At 73.8% G+C, this 16,677-nt stretch carries 15 protein-coding genes; 8 read left to right on the top strand and 7 right to left on the bottom strand.

Going from position 1 to position 16,677, the window contains the following annotated elements; translation table 11 throughout:
- Nucleotides 1–591: 591 nt before the first annotated feature.
- The gene (locus tag ACFV4F_RS10280; protein ID WP_380501509.1) at nt 592–1,578 is read right to left on the bottom strand and encodes a zinc-binding alcohol dehydrogenase family protein; all 987 of its coding nucleotides are present in this window, start codon (nt 1,576–1,578) and stop codon (nt 592–594) included.
- Between the two features lie 108 nt (nt 1,579–1,686).
- On the opposite strand from ACFV4F_RS10280, the gene ACFV4F_RS10275 reads away from it, so the two are divergent.
- On the top strand, nt 1,687–2,115 hold the full coding sequence (locus ACFV4F_RS10275) for an ArsR/SmtB family transcription factor (protein ID WP_380501507.1): 429 nt from the start codon (nt 1,687–1,689) through the stop codon (nt 2,113–2,115).
- A gap of 17 nt (nt 2,116–2,132) precedes the next feature.
- On the opposite strand, the gene ACFV4F_RS10270 is transcribed toward ACFV4F_RS10275, so the two are convergent.
- Complete coding sequence (locus tag ACFV4F_RS10270) at nt 2,133–3,902, bottom strand: hypothetical protein (RefSeq protein ID WP_380501505.1); 1,770 nt, start codon at nt 3,900–3,902, stop codon at nt 2,133–2,135.
- Nucleotides 3,903–4,219: 317 nt separating this feature from the next.
- Here ACFV4F_RS10270 and ACFV4F_RS10265 point away from each other — a divergent pair, with 317 nt between their 5' ends.
- Nucleotides 4,220–5,533: a hypothetical protein gene (locus tag ACFV4F_RS10265; protein ID WP_380501503.1), complete on the top strand. Its 1,314-nt coding sequence runs from the start codon at nt 4,220–4,222 to the stop codon at nt 5,531–5,533.
- 244 nt (nt 5,534–5,777) lie between these two features.
- Here ACFV4F_RS10265 and ACFV4F_RS10260 read toward each other — a convergent pair whose 3' ends face one another.
- The 3 genes from ACFV4F_RS10260 to ACFV4F_RS10250 form a co-directional block, all read right to left on the bottom strand.
- Nucleotides 5,778–6,545: a CDP-alcohol phosphatidyltransferase family protein gene (locus ACFV4F_RS10260; protein WP_380435180.1), complete on the bottom strand. Its 768-nt coding sequence runs from the start codon at nt 6,543–6,545 to the stop codon at nt 5,778–5,780.
- A gap of 346 nt (nt 6,546–6,891) precedes the next feature.
- Complete coding sequence (locus ACFV4F_RS10255) at nt 6,892–7,581, bottom strand: YidC/Oxa1 family membrane protein insertase (protein WP_380501501.1); 690 nt, start codon at nt 7,579–7,581, stop codon at nt 6,892–6,894.
- Between the two features lie 162 nt (nt 7,582–7,743).
- Nucleotides 7,744–8,037, bottom strand: coding sequence for a DUF6412 domain-containing protein (locus ACFV4F_RS10250; RefSeq protein WP_380435182.1), 294 nt, complete (start codon nt 8,035–8,037; stop codon nt 7,744–7,746).
- Between the two features lie 197 nt (nt 8,038–8,234).
- Between ACFV4F_RS10250 and ACFV4F_RS10245 the strand changes: the two genes are divergently transcribed.
- Together ACFV4F_RS10245 and ACFV4F_RS10240 are read left to right on the top strand one after the other, a co-directional pair.
- Nucleotides 8,235–8,519, top strand: coding sequence for a type II toxin-antitoxin system Phd/YefM family antitoxin (locus ACFV4F_RS10245; RefSeq protein WP_380435183.1), 285 nt, complete (start codon nt 8,235–8,237; stop codon nt 8,517–8,519).
- On the top strand, nt 8,512–8,934 hold the full coding sequence (locus ACFV4F_RS10240; protein ID WP_359960592.1) for a type II toxin-antitoxin system VapC family toxin: 423 nt from the start codon (nt 8,512–8,514) through the stop codon (nt 8,932–8,934). The genes ACFV4F_RS10245 and ACFV4F_RS10240 overlap by 8 nt, the downstream gene beginning before the upstream one ends.
- A gap of 147 nt (nt 8,935–9,081) precedes the next feature.
- Here ACFV4F_RS10240 and ACFV4F_RS10235 read toward each other — a convergent pair whose 3' ends face one another.
- Nucleotides 9,082–10,158: a Gfo/Idh/MocA family oxidoreductase gene (locus ACFV4F_RS10235; protein WP_380501499.1), complete on the bottom strand. Its 1,077-nt coding sequence runs from the start codon at nt 10,156–10,158 to the stop codon at nt 9,082–9,084.
- Between the two features lie 235 nt (nt 10,159–10,393).
- On the opposite strand from ACFV4F_RS10235, the gene ACFV4F_RS10230 reads away from it, so the two are divergent.
- From ACFV4F_RS10230 to ACFV4F_RS10215, 4 genes are all read left to right on the top strand, one after another.
- A complete protein-coding gene (locus ACFV4F_RS10230; RefSeq protein WP_380435185.1) occupies nt 10,394–11,173 on the top strand; it encodes an HAD-IIA family hydrolase in 780 nt (259 codons plus the stop codon).
- A gap of 110 nt (nt 11,174–11,283) precedes the next feature.
- Nucleotides 11,284–12,513, top strand: a complete 1,230-nt coding sequence (locus ACFV4F_RS10225) for a low temperature requirement protein A (RefSeq protein WP_380501497.1) — start codon at nt 11,284–11,286, stop codon at nt 12,511–12,513.
- Nucleotides 12,514–12,657: 144 nt separating this feature from the next.
- Nucleotides 12,658–13,386, top strand: coding sequence for a uracil-DNA glycosylase (locus tag ACFV4F_RS10220; RefSeq protein WP_380435187.1), 729 nt, complete (start codon nt 12,658–12,660; stop codon nt 13,384–13,386).
- 280 nt (nt 13,387–13,666) lie between these two features.
- Complete coding sequence (locus tag ACFV4F_RS10215) at nt 13,667–14,674, top strand: glycoside hydrolase family 6 protein (protein WP_380501495.1); 1,008 nt, start codon at nt 13,667–13,669, stop codon at nt 14,672–14,674.
- A gap of 73 nt (nt 14,675–14,747) precedes the next feature.
- Here ACFV4F_RS10215 and ACFV4F_RS10210 read toward each other — a convergent pair whose 3' ends face one another.
- Nucleotides 14,748–16,607, bottom strand: coding sequence for a galactose oxidase-like domain-containing protein (locus ACFV4F_RS10210; protein WP_380501611.1), 1,860 nt, complete (start codon nt 16,605–16,607; stop codon nt 14,748–14,750).
- Between the last annotated feature and the right edge of the window lie 70 nt (nt 16,608–16,677).

The following is a 16,677-nucleotide window of genomic DNA, read 5'->3' as shown; positions in this document are numbered from 1 at the left end:
TACGAGCTCGCCTTGAGTCGCGTGGGGTCGGAGATGTGTTTCTGAGACCGCCTAGGCGGGGAGGGCTGCGAGGGCTGCGGGCCCGGCGCGAGAAGTCGACCCAGCCGACTTCTCGCGCCCGGACCGCCCGGGAGACAGAAACGTTCCCGCAGCCGGCGAAGGAGCGCCTTGCGCAGGAAGTCGATGGGGCCGACTTTCTGTGCGGCGTTCTCCGGGAGGCCCGCCCAGTGGTCTCGGTGTGGCTGCTTCTTCTGCGCCGGCGTGTGGTTAGGGCCTGCGTAGGAGGTCGACCTCGCCGGCTTCCTGCGCGGTGTTCGCCTTGGGGTCTGCTTGGTTGTGCCGGGGGCTTGCGCGGGAAGTCGATGTGGCCGACTTCCTGTGCGGCGTCCACGGGAGGCCCGCCCAGTGGTCTCGGTGTGGGTGCTTCTGCTGCGCCGGCGTGTGGTTAGGTCCTGCGCGGGAAGTCGACCCAGCCGACTTCCTACGCACGGGGCCTCGGGCGGCCGGCCGCGGATCCCAGGAGGCGGTGGCCTGCCCGGGGATGCGACGGCTGTCGGTGGGCGCGAGAAGTCGGCCGAGTCGACTTCTCGCTCAACCGGCCACCCGCACCACGTACTTGCCCGTCGCCCTCCCCGCCTCCATGGCGTTGTGGGCGGCGGGGACGTCGGTGAGGTCGGCCAGTTCGGTGACGGGGAGGGGGAGGTGGGCCCCGGCGAGGAAGTCCATGGCTCGGCGGATCGCGCGGGCCAGCTTCGCGGGGGCGGTGGCGGCCAGGCCGCGGTGGCTGAAGCCGGTGACGGTGAGGTTGCCGGCCATGAGGCGGCCGAGCGGCGGCAGGGCGTCGACGGCGCCGCCGCCCGCGTTGCCGAAGAGGACGATCCGGCCGCCGGGGGCGGCGAGGTCGAGGTCGGTCGGCAGGGCCGAGGTGCCGAGCGGGTCGAGGATCAGGTCGACGCCCTGCCCGTCCGTGGCCTTCCGGACGGCCTCGACCAGGTCCTCGTCGCGCGCGAACGCCGCGTCGTACCCGGCCGCGACGGCCGCCGCGGCCTTCTCCGGCCGGCCCACCGTGCCGAGCAGCCGGCCCCCGCCCAGCAGTGGCACCAACTGGGCGACGGCGCTGCCGATCCCGCCGCCCGCCGAGTGCACGAGCACGGTGTCGCCGGCGGTGAAGCGCCCCGCGTCGGTGAGCAGCAGGACGGACGTGGCCAGGCCCAGCGGGACGGCCGCGGCCTCGCGCAGCCCGACCCCGTCCGGGACGGGCACGGTGAGCGCGGCCTCGGCGACGGCGACCTCCGCCAGTCCGCCGCCGACCGGTGCGGCCACGACCCGGTCGCCGACCGCGAGCCCCGTGACGCCCTCGCCGAGCGCCCGGACCGTCCCGGCCACCTCCTTGCCCGGCAGGTACGGCCACTCGGAGGTGTAGCCGCCGTCACCGCGCCGCGCCATGACGTCGACGAAGTTGAGTCCGGCGTAGGCGACGTCGACGGCCACCTGCCCGGGGCCGGGCTTCGCCGTCTCGACGTCCTTGACCTGCGAGTTCTCCGCCCCGCCGGGTGCGGTCATCACGAGTGCGCGCATGTCGGTTCCCCCTGGAGCTACGATGTTCTACGAACGACGAAATTAGTACCACTCATCTTCGATGTTTGTCGAACATCGAAGAAAGACGCCGAACCTGGAGGCCCACCCGTGCCCCGCAGCACCAGCCGCCGCCGGACGGCGCTCGCGCACCCGGAAGTCGAGGACATCGACCTGCTCGACGTGCTGCACGCGCTCTCCGACCCCACCCGGATGACGATCGTGCGCACCCTCGCCGCCGAGCCCGAGCGCGCCTGCGGCACCTTCCCGGTGGACGTCGCGCCGTCCACGCTCAGCCACCACTTCAAGGTGCTGCGCGAGTCCGGCCTCATCCGCCAGCGCGAGGAGGCCAACCGCCGCCTCACCGCGCTGCGTTCGGCCGATCTGGAGGCGCGCTTCCCGGCCCTGCTGGCCACCGTCCTCGCCGCGTACGAGAGCGCCGAGTACGAGAGCACCACGTACGAGAGCGCCGCCGAGCCCGTGGAAGAGCCCCTGGAAGAGCCCAGGGAAGAGCCCCTGGAAGAGCCCGGCGGCGCCTGATCCCGAAGGTGCCGAGCTCAGCGCCGGCGCCAGACCGTCCACCCCTGCTGCCGGTCGACCCGCTCGACGAACCATTCGGCCGGATGCCCCGGCCAGGCCGCCTCCGGCTCCGCGCCCTCGGTGGCCGGGGGCATGACGACCGCCGTGGCCGCCGCGGGGATCGGCCGGTTGCGCGGGTCGAGGTACCAGACGCGGCCCCGGTAGACCTCGAAGGCCTGCGTGCTGCGGATCCCCCAGTCGCCGTCCCAGCTGAACACGACGCTGTCGTCCGGGTGGAGGCCGGCCCGCTCGGTGAAGCCGGTGGCGAGGCTCCGGCGCCAGTTCGAGTGCGGGTAGCTGATCCGGTCGGTGATCGTGACGGTGGCGAACCCGGCGAACAGCGCCAGCGCGACGGCGAGCCAGACCGCCCGGCGCGAGGTGATCGTCCGCAGCAGGACCACGAGGCCGAGCACGGCGAACGCGATGGCGGTCGTCCGCATGATGTGCAGCGAGCTCCAGTCGCCGCCGAGGAACAGGGCGTCCGGCATGCCCCAGGCGACGAAGGCCTGCGTCTTGAGCAGCGGGCCGGCCGACAGCACCACCGCACCCCCGAGTGCCAGCGTGAGCCCGGCCGCCCCGGCCAGGGTCCGGCCCAGGGCGCGCCCCCGGAGTCGGGCCAGCGCCGCGCTGCCGATCACGAAGGCCGCCGGGACGAGGCACGCCGTGTAGCGGGCGTACACCCAGTCGTCGATCCGCTTGTCGTCCGGCAGTGCGGCGGCCGCCGCCAGCGCGGTGCCGACGAGCAGCGCGACCAGCACCCCGCCGACGACCCGGTACGGCCGGGTGACGCGCTTGTCGAAGACGGCGAACAGGCAGATCACGACGGCCACTCCGGCGACTCCCCAGGTGGAGATGATGACGTACCAGATCTGGCCGGCCGTCCGGGTCAGGGTCCGCGAGGCCGCCTGCGGGTCGGTCAGGCCCTTCCACAGGAAGCCGCCGACGTCGCTGGCCGGCACGGTGAACCGCGCGCGTAGCCAGGAGTCCAGCAGCTTGGCGCCGAGGACGCCCGCCCCCAGCGAGCCGAGGCCCGCCACCGTCGAGCGCCACGGCGCCCAGCGCAGCAGCAGGACCCCGGCGAACACCACGCCGGTGAGGGCGACGACGACGCCGCCGCGGTCGTGCGTGGCCATCGCGTAGGCGGCGGTCAGCCCGGCGCCGGCGGCGTGCCACGCGCGGCGGCGGGTCGTGCCGTCCGCGAGCCAGCCGTGCAGGCAGAGCAGCCAGGCCAGGACGAGGACCGGCATGACGGTGTCCGTCAGTGCGAACTCCGAGTAGAAGACGAGCGGCGGCAGCAGCGCCGTCGCGGCGGCGAACGCGTACGCCTGGGGCCGTCCGAGGCCGAGGCGGCGCAGGCCGACCCAGGCCAGGGGGAAGACGAGCGCGTTGAGCAGGGCGTTGATGCCCATCACGAGGTGGTAGGCGGTGGACGGGTCGTCGGCGATGCGCAGGGCGGGGGAGATGAGCAGGGGGTATCCGCCCGGGATGACGACGCCGACGGGCATCTCGGTCGTGGGGTGTCCGGCCAGGACCCGGGCGAGGACGAGGTACGACTCCTCGTCGGGGTGGACGGACGGGTAGCTGAAGTCCCGCACGAGGTAGAGCCGGAACAGGACCTCGGCGAAGTACCCGGCGAACAGCACCCAGATCCGGAGCCAGCGTCTCGGGTCGGTCCGGCGCTCCGTGCGGTGCGGAGCGCCCTCGGCGATCCGGTCCTCGTCGGTGGCCGGTGCGGACGTCAGTTGCATGTGCCAACCCCTCCCCTGGTGATGCGGCTGTGTGCGCGGGGCGGGGCCGCCCCTGATGTCGCCCGACTATATATGTCGTCCAGCGTCATATGTAGTCGAGGTGGTCGAGGGGGTCGTTCCCGGCGGGTCCGAGGGGTCGAAAAGAATCTTGAGAAGCGCCTGCAACCGATCGCCGGGATGAACGTCTATGTCAGTGAGAAGCAGGGAGCCACGATCAAACTCCCGGGGTGCGCGGAAGTTGCAGCCCGCTCTCGACCAGCCATCAGCCATCAGTGCGCTGCTGCGGCATGCCCGCAGCGCGGCTCCAGGGGGGAACCATGTCCACCATCGTTCGTATCCGTCGTACCCGTCGCGCCGTCGTCGCTGCTGCCGCCCTGGGCGCAGCCGCTGTCTGCGGATCGGTTGTGGTCACCGCCCCGGCCGCCTTCGCGGCGGAGCCGTCGCACACCTCGCTCACCGTCCAGGCCCCGGCCTCGGTCGGGTTCGCCGGCGGGCCGGTCGCGTTCACCGAGAACATCACCAACTCGGGCTCGGAGGAGACCGGTTACAACCTGGAGCTGAAGACCACCACCGGGGCCGGAGCGCCGCCGAACTCGATCGTCATCGACTACAAGGACCCGGCCGACGGCGCGTGGAAGTCGGTGCCGCTGGCGATGACCAGGGGCAACGAGAGCGTGGTGTACGAGGGGACGGTGATCGGACTCACCGTTCCGGCCGGTCGGACCCGCAAGGTCGACCTGCGGATCGGCGCGCCGATGGGCCTGGCCCACGACGGCGCCTCCAACGGCGGCTTCGATTCGATCACCCTGCGCTCCGACCTCACCACCCCGCCGCACCTCCACGACCGGGTGGAGGCCGAGGCGACCAGCACGATCAAGGTCACGTCGATCGGGAGCTCCCTCGCCCACGTGCCCGCCTCCGCCGTCGCGGGCGGCGCGCCGATCGAGTTCGACGCCGTCCTCGACAACCCCACGCCCTCCGACTACACCAACCTCGGCAACGTCCTGTTCGTCGACAAGCACGCGACCGTCCAGGTGCGGACGGCGGACGGGGGCTGGCGCACGCTGGACAAGGTGCCCGGTGACACGCCCGAGGAGCCGGTCGGCGTCTACCTCCAGGGGCGCGACTCCAGCCTCCGGGCGGGCGGCCACCTCGTGGCCCGGGTGCGGGTGTCGTACGACGCGACGACCCCGGCGGGCGCCACCGAGGTGAACCCGTGCGTGTTCGTCAACGAGGGTCGGCCGTTCTGGGGGACCACGCTGTGCTCCACGGGCGCGAAGGTGCAGGTCCAGCCCGCGGGCACGAAGACGCCCGAGCCGACCCCGTCCTCCTCCGCCCCGAAGCCGGTTCCGTCCACCTCGGCCCCGTCGGCCCCGGCGCCCTCCGCCCCGGCGTCCTCGGCCCCGGCCGTTCCCGTCGTGCCGGCCTCCGACGGCACCCCGAGCGCCCCGGCGGCGGCCCCGTCCACCACCCCCGCGCCGCAGGCCCCCGCCCCTCAGGCCCCGGCGGCCGACGCCCAGCTCGCCTCCACCGGTGCCGACCACACCACCGCCCTCCTCGGCGGCGGCCTCGCCCTGACGGGCCTCGGAGCCGGCGCCCTCTGGCTGCGCCGCGTGCTGCGCCGGGCCTGAGCGAACGCCAAGGAGCCCGCGGCCCCCCCCCGGGGGGGGGGGCCCCCCCCGCGGGGGGGCGCGGGGGGGGCGGCCCCCCCCCCCCCGACACAACAGAGCTAGCCCGGGGGCCCCCCCCCTCCGGGCCCGCGGCCCGGCGCCCGCGGGTCGGCCCCGCGCGCGGCCCGGGCCCGCCCGCCCCCCCACCGCCCCCCCCCCCCCCGGGGGGCCCCCCCACCCACCGCTCGGTGCGCTCCGTGCGGCGTCAGCGCAGCCGCGACGACGACAGGATCGATGCCAGGTGCGCCACCACCATGCCCCACGTGATCACCGTGATCCCCGCGAGCGCGGCCCGGGTCGGCGTCAGCCCGCCCACCGCCGCGTCCGCGACGGCCGCCGCGAGCAGCACCAGCGAGGCCTCGATGCCGTTCGTCACGCGGTGGATCTTGAACACCGACGCGAGCCGGCGGGCCGTCGCGATGCCCTGGGAGCGCGGCTGGGTCGACTCCTCGTCGGCCGGGGCCGCGCCGCTGCGGGCGCGGGCGACGTCCACCAGGTCCGTCGAGGCCTTCAGCAGCACCACGCCGAGCGCCGCCGCCAGCCCGGCCGACACCCACAGCTCCGACCCGCCCCGGGCCGCCCGCACGCCCGCGCCGATCATCAGCGCGGCGTCCGCCAGGTAGGCGCCGAGGCGGTCGACGTAGACCCCGGCCATGCTGAACTGGCGCTTCCAGCGCGCCACTTCGCCGTCCACGCAGTCGAACAGCAGGAACAGCTGGAACAGCACCACCGCGAGCACGGCCCCCGTCAGGCCGGGGATCAGCAGGGCCGCCCCGCCGCCGACGCCGCAGACCACCATGACCCACGTGAGGGTGTTCGGCGACACCGAGGTCCGCACCAGCTGCCGGGTCGTGCGCAACGAGAGGCGGCGCATGTACAGCCGGCCCGCCCAGTGCTCACCGTTGCGACTCTGCAGCTTGGCCTGCGGCTGGCACACCTCGCGCAGCTCTGAAAGCGCCGGAGCAGCCACCATGACGAATCCCTCCACCGGTCCGGCGGGACCCGCCGGACGTCCTGTCCCGAAACGATCATCGAACGATCCACCACAGGGTAGAACCTGCCGGGACCCCGCCCGCGCACGGACGGCTGGACCCCGGACGTCGGGATCATGGAGATCCGGTGGGGGAGGTCAATCCGGCTGGCGGGAACGCGGACCGCGTGGAGGTCCGACGCTCCACCGGACCCGCCGACCCGGGCCGCCTGCCGCGCCGCCTACCGCGCCGCCGGGGGCGACCCGGAGGAGCGGCAGGCGGTGCACGCGCGTGACGTCACGCATCCGCGCGACCGGGCACGCGGGGAGCGGATCCGAGTCCGGGACCTCACGCCACCGCGAGCGTCGGCACCGGCGCCCCGCCGCGGTGCAGCAGGGCCCGCTCGGTCGCCGTCCACACCCCCGACGTCACCAGGTACAGCGCCGCCGCCAGCGGCACCAGCGCCGCGAACAGGACCGTCCCGAACGACAGGTACGGCAGGAACGCCGCCCCCGGCTGGGCGGTCTGCGCCGCCGCTGCCGCGCGCCGGGCCCGGCGGAAGTTCACGTACCCGACGGCCGCCAGCCCCGCGTACAGCACGCCGAACACCGCCAGCTGCCCGGCGCCGTGGGCGTTCGCGACGTGCAGGCCGAGCGGGGTGCCGAACACGGTGTGGCTCTGCAGGTCGTCGGAGGTGGTGAACAGCCGGTACATCACCGAGAAGAACGGGATCTGCACGAGCGCCGGCAGGCAGCCGGCCAGCGGCGAGACCTGCTCCTTCTGGTGCAGGTCCGCCATCGCCTCGCGGAGCTTCTCCGGGCGGTCCTTGTGCTTGCGGTTCAGCTCGGCGATCTTCGGGGCGAGGCGGGCGCGGTCCTTCTCCCCGCGCGCCGCGGCCCGCGCGAGCGGGTGCAGGGCGAGGCGGACGGCGACGGTGAACAGGACGATCGCGAGCGCGGTCGGGACGACGTGGGCGAGCCCGGCGACGACGGTGTGGGCGACGGCGACGGCAGGGTCGAGAACGGCGAGAACGGACATGGTGGAGCGAGCCCTCCGGGGTCTCGGGACATGGGTGATCGACGGAGGGCGGCCGCGGGGAACGGCGGGGATGGGGAACCGGACTGGGGAACCAGCCGGAAGCCGGGCGGCAAGACCCGGCCGGAGAACCGGACTGGGAACCGCGCCGGACGGACCCGGGCGCTACGCGGCCGCCGGGGCCGCGCCGGGTGCCCTGGGGCGTCGCCGGCCCCGGGCGTCCGGATCGCGCTGGGACAGGAAGGCCGTACGGAACGCACGGCGCCGCAGCATGCCGTTGCGGACGGCGGCGGGAGCGCGCGCCCCCAGCAGCCGGGCCCCGGCGAGCGTGCCCGCGACGGCACCGGCCAGCAGCACCACGGCGGCGACGGTCGCCACGGAGGCGAGCGATCCGCCCTCGGTGAGCAGCTCGCCGGTCAGCACCCGGAGCAGGCCGAACAGCATCGCGATCACGGTCACGGTGTGCTCCCTTCGCTCGGTGCCCGGCGGACTCACCCGGCGGACTCGCCTGACGGACTCGCAGGACGGTGACGACGATCGTACGACGTTCCGGCTTCCGGCGTACACGAGATGTCCCGGTGGATGCCCGGAGCGGGCGCGGAGGAGGCACCGCCGGAGGTGTAGCCGGCTGTGCTACACGGGGCTACCTTGGAAGGGTGAAGACGATTACCCAGCGGGAGTTCCGGAACAACTCCGCCGCGGTGATGGACGCCGTCGAGGCGGGGGAGACCTTCCACATCACCAGGAACGGGGTCGAGGTCGCCGAGCTGCGGCCGGTGTCGAGCCGGCGACGGCTCACGGCGGAGGAGCTGGTCGCGCGGCACGTGAAGCTGCCGCGCGTGGACTACCAGCAGATGCGCAAGGAGGCCGAGGAGGACTTCGGCCCCGAGGAACTGGTGGGCGACGACGGCGACGACCCGTTCGAGCGCCGGCGTGGCTGAGCGTCGGCGGGCCTCCCGGCGCCGGCCCGCCGGGGTCCTCGACACGTGCGTCTACATCGACCTCGCGCTGCTCAGCCCGGCCGACCTGCCCGCCGTGCCGGAGCTCACCGCGATCACCTTCGCCGAACTCCAGCAGGGCGTGTCGATGGCCCGCGACCCGATCAGCCGGGCGGCCCGCCTGGAGGTGCTCGGCGCCGCGATGGCCGACTTCGACCCGCTGCCGTTCGACGCGGCCGCCGCCGCCCGCTACGGCACCCTCGTCACCCTCACCATCGCGGCCGGCCGCCAGCCCCGCCCGCGCCGGATCGACCTCATGATCGCCGCCGTCGCCTCCGCCCACGGCCTGCCGCTCTACACCCGCAACGTGGCCGACTTCCGCGGACTGGCGTCGGCGGTGGAGGTCATCGGCGTGTGACCGGCCGCGCCACCCATGCCGGTCCGACGCCCGAAGGCCGCCCGTTCGTACCGCGAGCGTGCTTGCAGGAGGCGGATCCATCGCCGCCGCCCGCCGGTCTCCGGTGCCGGCGGGCGGCGGCACGCGTACTCCGTACGCCCCCGACCGTCAGCCCAGGCGGACCGTCGTGCCCGTGGCGGCCGAGGTGCGGGCCGCTTCCAGGACGGTGAGCGTGGCGACCGCGTCGTGCGGGTCGACCGGGGCCGGGGTGCCGGGGTCGGCCAGGGCGGCGACGATGCCCGCGTAGAAGGCCGGGTAGTCGCCCGGGTCGGTGGGGAGGGGGATCGGTGCCTCGTCGGTGCCGAGCGTGCCGTAGTGCGCGGGCTGGTCGGCGCCCCACGGACGGTCGCCGTCGGGGCGCAGGCCGGAGCGCAGGTCGGCCTCCTGCGGGTCCATGCCGGACTTGACGTACCCGGCGGCGTCGCCGAGCACCCGCAGCCGGGGCCCGAGCAGCGGGGTGAGGGCGCTCGTCCACAGGTGGGAGCGGGTGCCGGAGGCGTGGGTGAGGGCCAGGAACGCGTCGTCGTCCACGACCGCGCCGTCCCGCCGGACGTCGATCTCCGCGTACACCGTCTCGACCGGCCCGAACAGCGTCAGCGCCTGGTCGACCAGGTGGCTGCCCAGGTCGTACAGGGTGCCGCCGGCCTCGGCCGGGTCGGCGAGCTCGCGCCAGCCCGGCTTCGGCTTCGGCCGGAAGCGCTCGAACCGGGACTCGAACCGGTGCACCCGGCCCAGCGCGCCGCCCCGGACGAGGCGGGCGGCGGTCAGGAAGTCGCCGTCCCAGCGGCGGTTCTGGAAGACCGAGAGCAGGACGTTCCGCGACTCCGCCAGCCGGCACAGCTCCAGCGCCTCGGCGGCGGTGCCGGCCAGCGGCTTGTCGACGACGGTGGCCAGCCCGGCGCGCAGGGCGGCGCGGGCGAGCGGGGCGTGGGTGCGGTTGGGCGAGGCGATGACGACCAGGTCCAGCGCGTCCGGGTCGGCCAGCAGCTGCTCGGGCGTGTCGACCGCGCGGGCGCCGGGGTGCTCGCGCTGCAGCTGCGCGCGGCGCTCCGGGTTGGCGGTGACCACGGCGTCCAGCCGCAGGCCGGGGGTGGTCGCGATGAGCGGGGCGTGGAAGGCGGAACCGGCCAGGCCGTAGCCGATCAGGCCGACGCGGAACGGGCGGGGGGTCTCGTCGGGGCTCATGCGTCCACTCAATCACGGGCGGTCCGGCCGTCCCGTCCAGCCACGTCGCGGCTGCGGGGCGGCTGCGGGGCGGTTCCGGGGCCGCTCCGGGGCGGCCCGGTCCCGGTCCCGCCCCGGCCGCGTGCCCGGCCCCGTTCCGGTGAACGGACCGTGCTGCCGTCGTTCAGGTGTGCCGATTAGGCTGTGCCGCGTCAGGGCCTTCGCAAGACGTCGCAACACTTCGGGAGACACGCACGTGGCAGACCGCAAGCCCATCGAGTCCTGGCTGACCGACATGGACGGCGTCCTCATCCACGAGGGCACGCCGATCCCCGGCGCGGAGGAGTTCCTGCGCCGGCTCCGGGAGTCCGGCAAGCCGTTCCTGGTCCTCACCAACAACTCCATCTACACCCCGCGCGACCTCAGCGCCCGCCTGGCCGGCATGGGCCTTGAGGTCCCCGAGGAGTGCATCTGGACGTCGGCCCTGGCGACCGCCAAGTTCCTCAAGGGCCAGCGGCCCGGCGGCACCGCGTACGTGATCGGCGAGGCGGGTCTCACCACCGCGCTCTACCAGGCCGGTTACGTGCTGACCGACAACAACCCGGACTACGTCGTCCTCGGCGAGACCCGCACCTACAGCTTCGAGGCGCTGACCAAGGCGATCCGCCTGATCAACCAGGGTGCCCGGTTCATCTGCACCAACCCCGACGAGACCGGCCCGTCCACCGAGGGCGTGCTGCCGGCCACCGGCTCGGTCGCCGCGCTGATCACCAAGGCCACCGGCGTCGAGCCGTACTTCGTCGGCAAGCCCAACCCGCTGATGATGCGCGAGGCGCTGAACAGCGCCGGCGCCCACTCCGAGAGCGCCGTCATGATCGGCGACCGGATGGACACCGACATCGTCGCGGGCATGGAGGCCGGCATGGAGACGATCCTGGTGCTCACCGGCCTGACCGCCGCGGCCGACGTGGAGCGCTTCCCGTACCGGCCGACCCGCGTGGTCAAGTCGATCGCGGACCTGGTCGAGCTGATCTAGCGTCCTGACCTGGCCTCCGCGGTGCCGAATCGGGCTCCGTCTCCTGCCGCCGGCCGGAGACGGGGCCCTTTGCGTCCGCGGAACTCGTACGTGTGGGGAGGAACGGACGGATGGTCACCACGGGGGAGCCGGCGGTCGGGGAGAAGCGGGTCACCTGGGCCGAGCTCTACTTCGACCTGGTCTTCGTCTTCGCGGTCACGCAGGTCTCCGGCCTGCTGCACCACCACCACGACTGGCGGGGCGTCGCCGAGGCGCTCGTCGTGTTCGTGCCGGTGTACTGGTGCTGGGTCGGCACGACGGTGCAGGCCAACATCCGGGACGTGGACAACCTGCGGGACCGCGTCGGCATCCTGCTGGTCGGCCTGGCGGGCCTGTTCATGGCGCTCGCCGTGCCGGGCGCGTGGGGCGGGCGGGGCGTGCTGCTCGGCGCCGGGTACTGGCTCGCGCGGGTGGTGCTGGTCGTCCTGCTGATCCGCGTCCCGGGCGTCTGGCGCGGCCCGTACGGGGTCGGGGTGCTGGTCAGCGGGCCGCTGCTGGTGGTCGGCGGACTGCTGCCGGACGGGCCGCGGCTCGCGCTGTGGGCCGCGGCGGCGGCGTGCGACCTCGCCGCACCGGTGCTGTTCCGGCGGCGGCTCGCGGCGGTGGCGTACCACCCGTCGCACATGCCGGAACGGTTCGCGACCTTCCTGCTGGTCGCGCTCGGCGAGTCGATCGTCGGGATCGGCGCGACGGCCGCCCGGGCCCGGCTGGACGCGCCCGAACTCACCGCCGTCGCGGCCGCGTTCACCATCTCGGCGGGCCTGTGGTGGCAGTACTTCGTCTACGCGGCGGACGCCATGCGGCACGCCGTCGAGGTCACCGACTCGCGCCGGGACGTCGTCCGGCGGATCTTCCAGTACGGGCACCTGGCGCTCGTCGCCGGCGTGATCGGCGTCGCGGTCGGCTTCGGCGAGACGGTCGCGGACCCTTGGCGCGCGCTCGGTCCCGGTGCGGTGGCGCTGCTGTACGGCGGCTGCGGGCTGTACCTGCTGACCTTCGGCTACACCCGGTGGATGATGTTCCGCAAGGTGGCGACCACGCGCATCACCGCGGCGCTGCTGGTGCTGGGCCTGCTGCCCGCGATGATCAACCTGCCGGCGCTGGCGGTACTCGTGGCTCTGGCGGTGCTGCTGGTGGCGCTCAACGTGGTGGAACACCTCATCGTGGCGCGGGTCGCCACAGGGGAGCCAGGGGAGCCAGGGGAGGCACCGGAAGCCTCACCGGCTGCCATCCCCACCCCCTCCTCACCGACTGTTATCCCCACCCCCTCCTCGCCGTCCGCCCCCGCTGCTGCGGAGTGATGTGTCGCCGCTCTCGCCGTCATCTCCACCCCTTCCACACTCCCCGCCCCCGCTCCTGCGGAGCGAGCTGTCGGTGGGCCTGTGTAGCGTTCGGGGTGCAAGAGGGCGTGCGGCCGAACAGCCGCTGTGTGGGAGGTAGATGTCGTGACGGACACGGTCGAGGCGAGCACGGTCGAGGCCGGCGCGGGCGGTGGGCTGGAGCTGCCCGGGTCCTGGCGCGAGGTGCTGGGCGCCGAGACGGAGAAGCCGTACTTCGCCGAGCTGGCGGCCTTCGTGGCGGCCCAGCGGGCGGAGCACCAGGTGTTCCCGCCGAGCGGCCAGGAGTTCGCCGCGCTGGAGGCCACGCCGTACGAGAAGGTCCGGGTGCTCGTGCTCGGCCAGGACCCGTACCACGACGACGGCCAGGCCCACGGCATGAGCTTCTCGGTGCTGCCGGGCACCAGGACGCCGCCGTCGCTGCGCAACATCTTCAAGGAGATGGACGCCGACCTCGGCATCCCCGCTCCGGACAACGGCTACCTGATGCACTGGGCCGAGCAGGGCGTGCTGCTGCTCAACGCGGTGCTCACCGTCCGCGCGCACGAGGCCAACTCGCACAAGGCGAAGGGCTGGGAGAAGTTCACCGACGCCGTGATCAAGGCGGTGAGCGAGCGCGAGGAGCCGGTGGTCTTCGTGCTGTGGGGCAACTACGCGAAGAAGAAGCTGCCGCTGATCGACACCACCAAGCACGTGGTGGTGCAGGGCGCGCACCCGTCCCCGCTGTCCGCCAAGCTGTTCTTCGGCAGCCGCCCGTTCTCGCAGATCAACGCCGCGCTGGAAGGGTTCGGCGCCGACGCCATCGACTGGCGGATCCCGAACCTCAAGAAGGACTGACCCGCGGCGCACCGGCCGGCCGGTCAGTCGGCCGGTTGGTCTGCCGGTTGGTCGGTCAGTCTGCAGGTCGGACGGACGATCGGCCGGACGGACGGGCCCGACACCCCGTCCGTTCGTGTCCATCCGCCGTTCACCGCGGGTGGCCGCCGGGCTGCGGCCGGTGTGCTTAGCTGGTGCCCGACCGGGTCGCCGGACCCGGTCCGGGGAGGGGCGGCACGTGCGCCGGGTTGGGCGGATATCGGGTGTCCGGTGGGCCGTGGGGGCGGCCCTGACGGGACTGTTGGCGGCTACGGCGGGCTGTGGCGGATCGGGACCGGGGGGTGGTCCGACGCCCTCCGGGGCGCCACCGAACTCCGCCGCGCAGACGCCTGCGCCACCATCCCCACAGGCGGACGGGGGCCTCGCCCAACTGCCCAACCAGACCTTCTACGTCTCCGACCAGACCTCCGCCGCCCGCCAGTCGGCCGCCCTGCGCGGCCAGGGCCGGACGGCGGAGGCGGCCGACCTGCTGCGGATCGCGGCCCAGCCGTCCTCGCAGTGGCTCGGCGAGCAGAACGCCCCGAGCATCGCGGAGCAGGTGAGCCGCCGCGCGGCCGCGGTCGACCGGACGCCGGTCTTCGTCGCCTACGACATCCCGCACCGCGACTGCGGCCAGTACTCGGCCGGCGGCGCCGCCGACGCCGCGTCGTACCGGGCCTGGATCACCGGTGTCGCGGAGGCGCTGGGCGACCGCAAGGCCTGGGTGATCGTGGAGCCGGACGCCGTCGCCCACACCCTGGACGCGTGCGGGGTGAAGGGCGATCTCGCCGCCGAGCGGTACGGACTGCTGGCCTTCGCCGTCCAGGAGCTGAAGAAGCGTCCGCAGGTGCGGGTGTACCTGGACGCGGGCAACCCCGGCTGGTCGCAGGACCCGTCGGCGATGGCGGACGCGCTGCGCAAGTCCGGGGTCGCCGTCGCGGACGGCTTCGCCGTGAACGTCTCCAACTTCTACGGTACCGACGCCAACGCGGCGTACGGGGGACAGCTGTCGGCCGCGCTGGGCGGGAAGCGCTTCGTCGTCGACACCAGCCGCAACGGCAACGGCCCGCTGGGCGGCGACTCCTGGTGCAACCCGCCGGGCCGCGCGCTCGGCGAGCCGCCGACGACCGACACCGGCCGGCCCGGGGTGGACGCCTACCTGTGGATCAAGAACCCGGGGGAGTCCGACGGCGAGTGCGGCCGGGGCGAGCCCCGGGCGGGCGAGTTCTGGCTGCCGTACGCGCTGGGGCTGGCGAGGGCGGCCCGCTGACCCGTCCGCGGGCGTTGAGCCGTCCGCGGGCCGTTGAGCTGTCCGCGGGCCGCCTCCCAGCGGTCCAGGAGGGTCAGCCCGTCACCTGGATCCAGCGTGCGACGGACGGGGTACCGGCGGAGTCCGTCAGGAACAGCATGTACCAGCCGGGCGGCAGCAGGTTGGGGTTGCCCGGCAGCGTGAGCGAGACGCCTTCCGCCGTGCGGCCGGTGATGTCCAGGGCCACCGACCGCTGCTCGACGTCCGTCACGTGGGTGACCGAACTCGGCCGGATCAGCTTGGCCGTGGTGACGGCGTCCGGGCGCGCCGCGCCGACGGTGACGGTGCTGCCGAGCCTGGCCCCCTCGGGCGCGGCGGTGACCTGCGGGCGGTCGCCGTGGTACAGGTACGGCGGGGTGTAGATCTCGATCCGCTGCTCGAAGCCGCCGGGCGTGGTGTTGGCGTCGTCGGCGAAGAGCGGGTTGGAGCCGAGCACGGCGACCCGGCCGTCGGGGAGCAGCAGCGCCTCGGAGTGGTAGTCGCGGCCGACGGTCGGTTCGGCGGCCTTGGTGAAGGTGTTGGTGCCGGGGTGGTAGACCTGCGCCTTGAGCAGGTCGCTGCCGCTCTTGCCGCGGTAGCCGCTGGAGCCGCCGGTGGTGAAGACGGTGTCGTCCGGCAGGATCACGCTGTTGAGGTACCGGGTGCCGCCGGCGGGCAGGTCGGGACCGGGGGTGAAGGCGGGCTCCGGCGCGGAGAGGTCGGCGATGTCCGTGCGGGCGCTGGACAGCGGCGACTCGCCGACGCCCCCGCCGCCGAGCACCATCACCTTCTGCGCCTGCGCGGGCGGCAGCAGCACCGAGGACGAGGTCTCGGTGAGGCCGGGGTCGCGCAGGCCCGGGACGGGCTGGAAGCCGTTGTTCGTCAGGTCCCACAGGCCCGGCTCGCGGCCCTTGTCGGCGGGGCCGTAGCCGGCGTTGGAACCGGAGTAGAAGAGCTTGCCGGAGGTGGTCAGGAAGAGCGACGGGTAGGTGGGGAAGTAGCGGTCGGGGGCCTTGGCCCAGGTCTTGGACCTGGGGTCGTAGACCTCGTTGTCGTTGCCGTTGAGGATCTGTCCGGTGTCGTCGAGGCCGGACACCGTGACCACCCGGCCGTCGCCGAGCCCGGTGAGCGTCGGGTACCACCGGGCGTGGGTCATGTCGGTGACCTGCCCGTACAGTTCGGTGTCCGGGTTGAACTCGAACGCCGCGCGGATGCCCTGGTATTCCTGCTTCTCCAAAGTCATCTTGTCGTTCATGCCGTACAGGTTGTGGGCGTCCACGCCGCTCAGGCCCTTGATCCGGTACTGCGCACGGGCGTCGGTGAGGTAGTCCTTGCCCTCCCCGACGGCCTCGACGAACACGTGCTGCTCGCTGGCCGTCACGACGGTCCCGGTGCCCGAGCCGGTCTTCACCGCGGCCGGGACGGTCACGTCGGCGGTGGAGGCGTACTCGCGGCCGTTCGGGGCGACGAAGACGGTGCCCTTGGGGAACGTCCGGGCGCGTTCGGGGCTCTCGTTGCGCACGCGCATGGTGCCGGCGGCCTTCTTCACGGCGCCGTCCAGCTTCTCGTACCGCTGGGTGCCGCCGGCGACCAGCACCCGGCCGTCGGGCAGCGAGGTGTGGCCGCCGCAGAACATGTCGTCCGGGGTCGGGACGAGCTTGTAGGTGTTCTTCGCCGGGTCCCAGAGGAGGCTCTTGAACGTGCCCGCGCCGAAGGCCTTCTCGTCGTTGCCGGAGCCGGCCACGATCAGGACCTTGCCGGTGCGCAGGAGCGTGGCGTGGACGGCGTTGACCCGGAACTCGGCGGGCAGCGTGAGGGTCTGCCAGTGGCCGTACTCCGCCTTGTACTCGGGGCGGTTGATCACGTACTGGTGGTACTGGTCGGAGGCGAAGCCGAGGACGGCGGGCGCGTTCATCCCGGCCACGGTCAGGGCGACCGTGCTGCCGAGGGCGAAGCGCCTGGTCCGTCCGGCGTTGTGGATCTTC

Source organism: Kitasatospora sp. NPDC059722, from assembly GCF_042733235.1.
Taxonomy (GTDB): domain Bacteria; phylum Actinomycetota; class Actinomycetes; order Streptomycetales; family Streptomycetaceae; genus Kitasatospora.
Note: the sequence above shows the minus strand (reverse complement) of the source record. Positions and strands in the feature narration are given on the sequence as shown.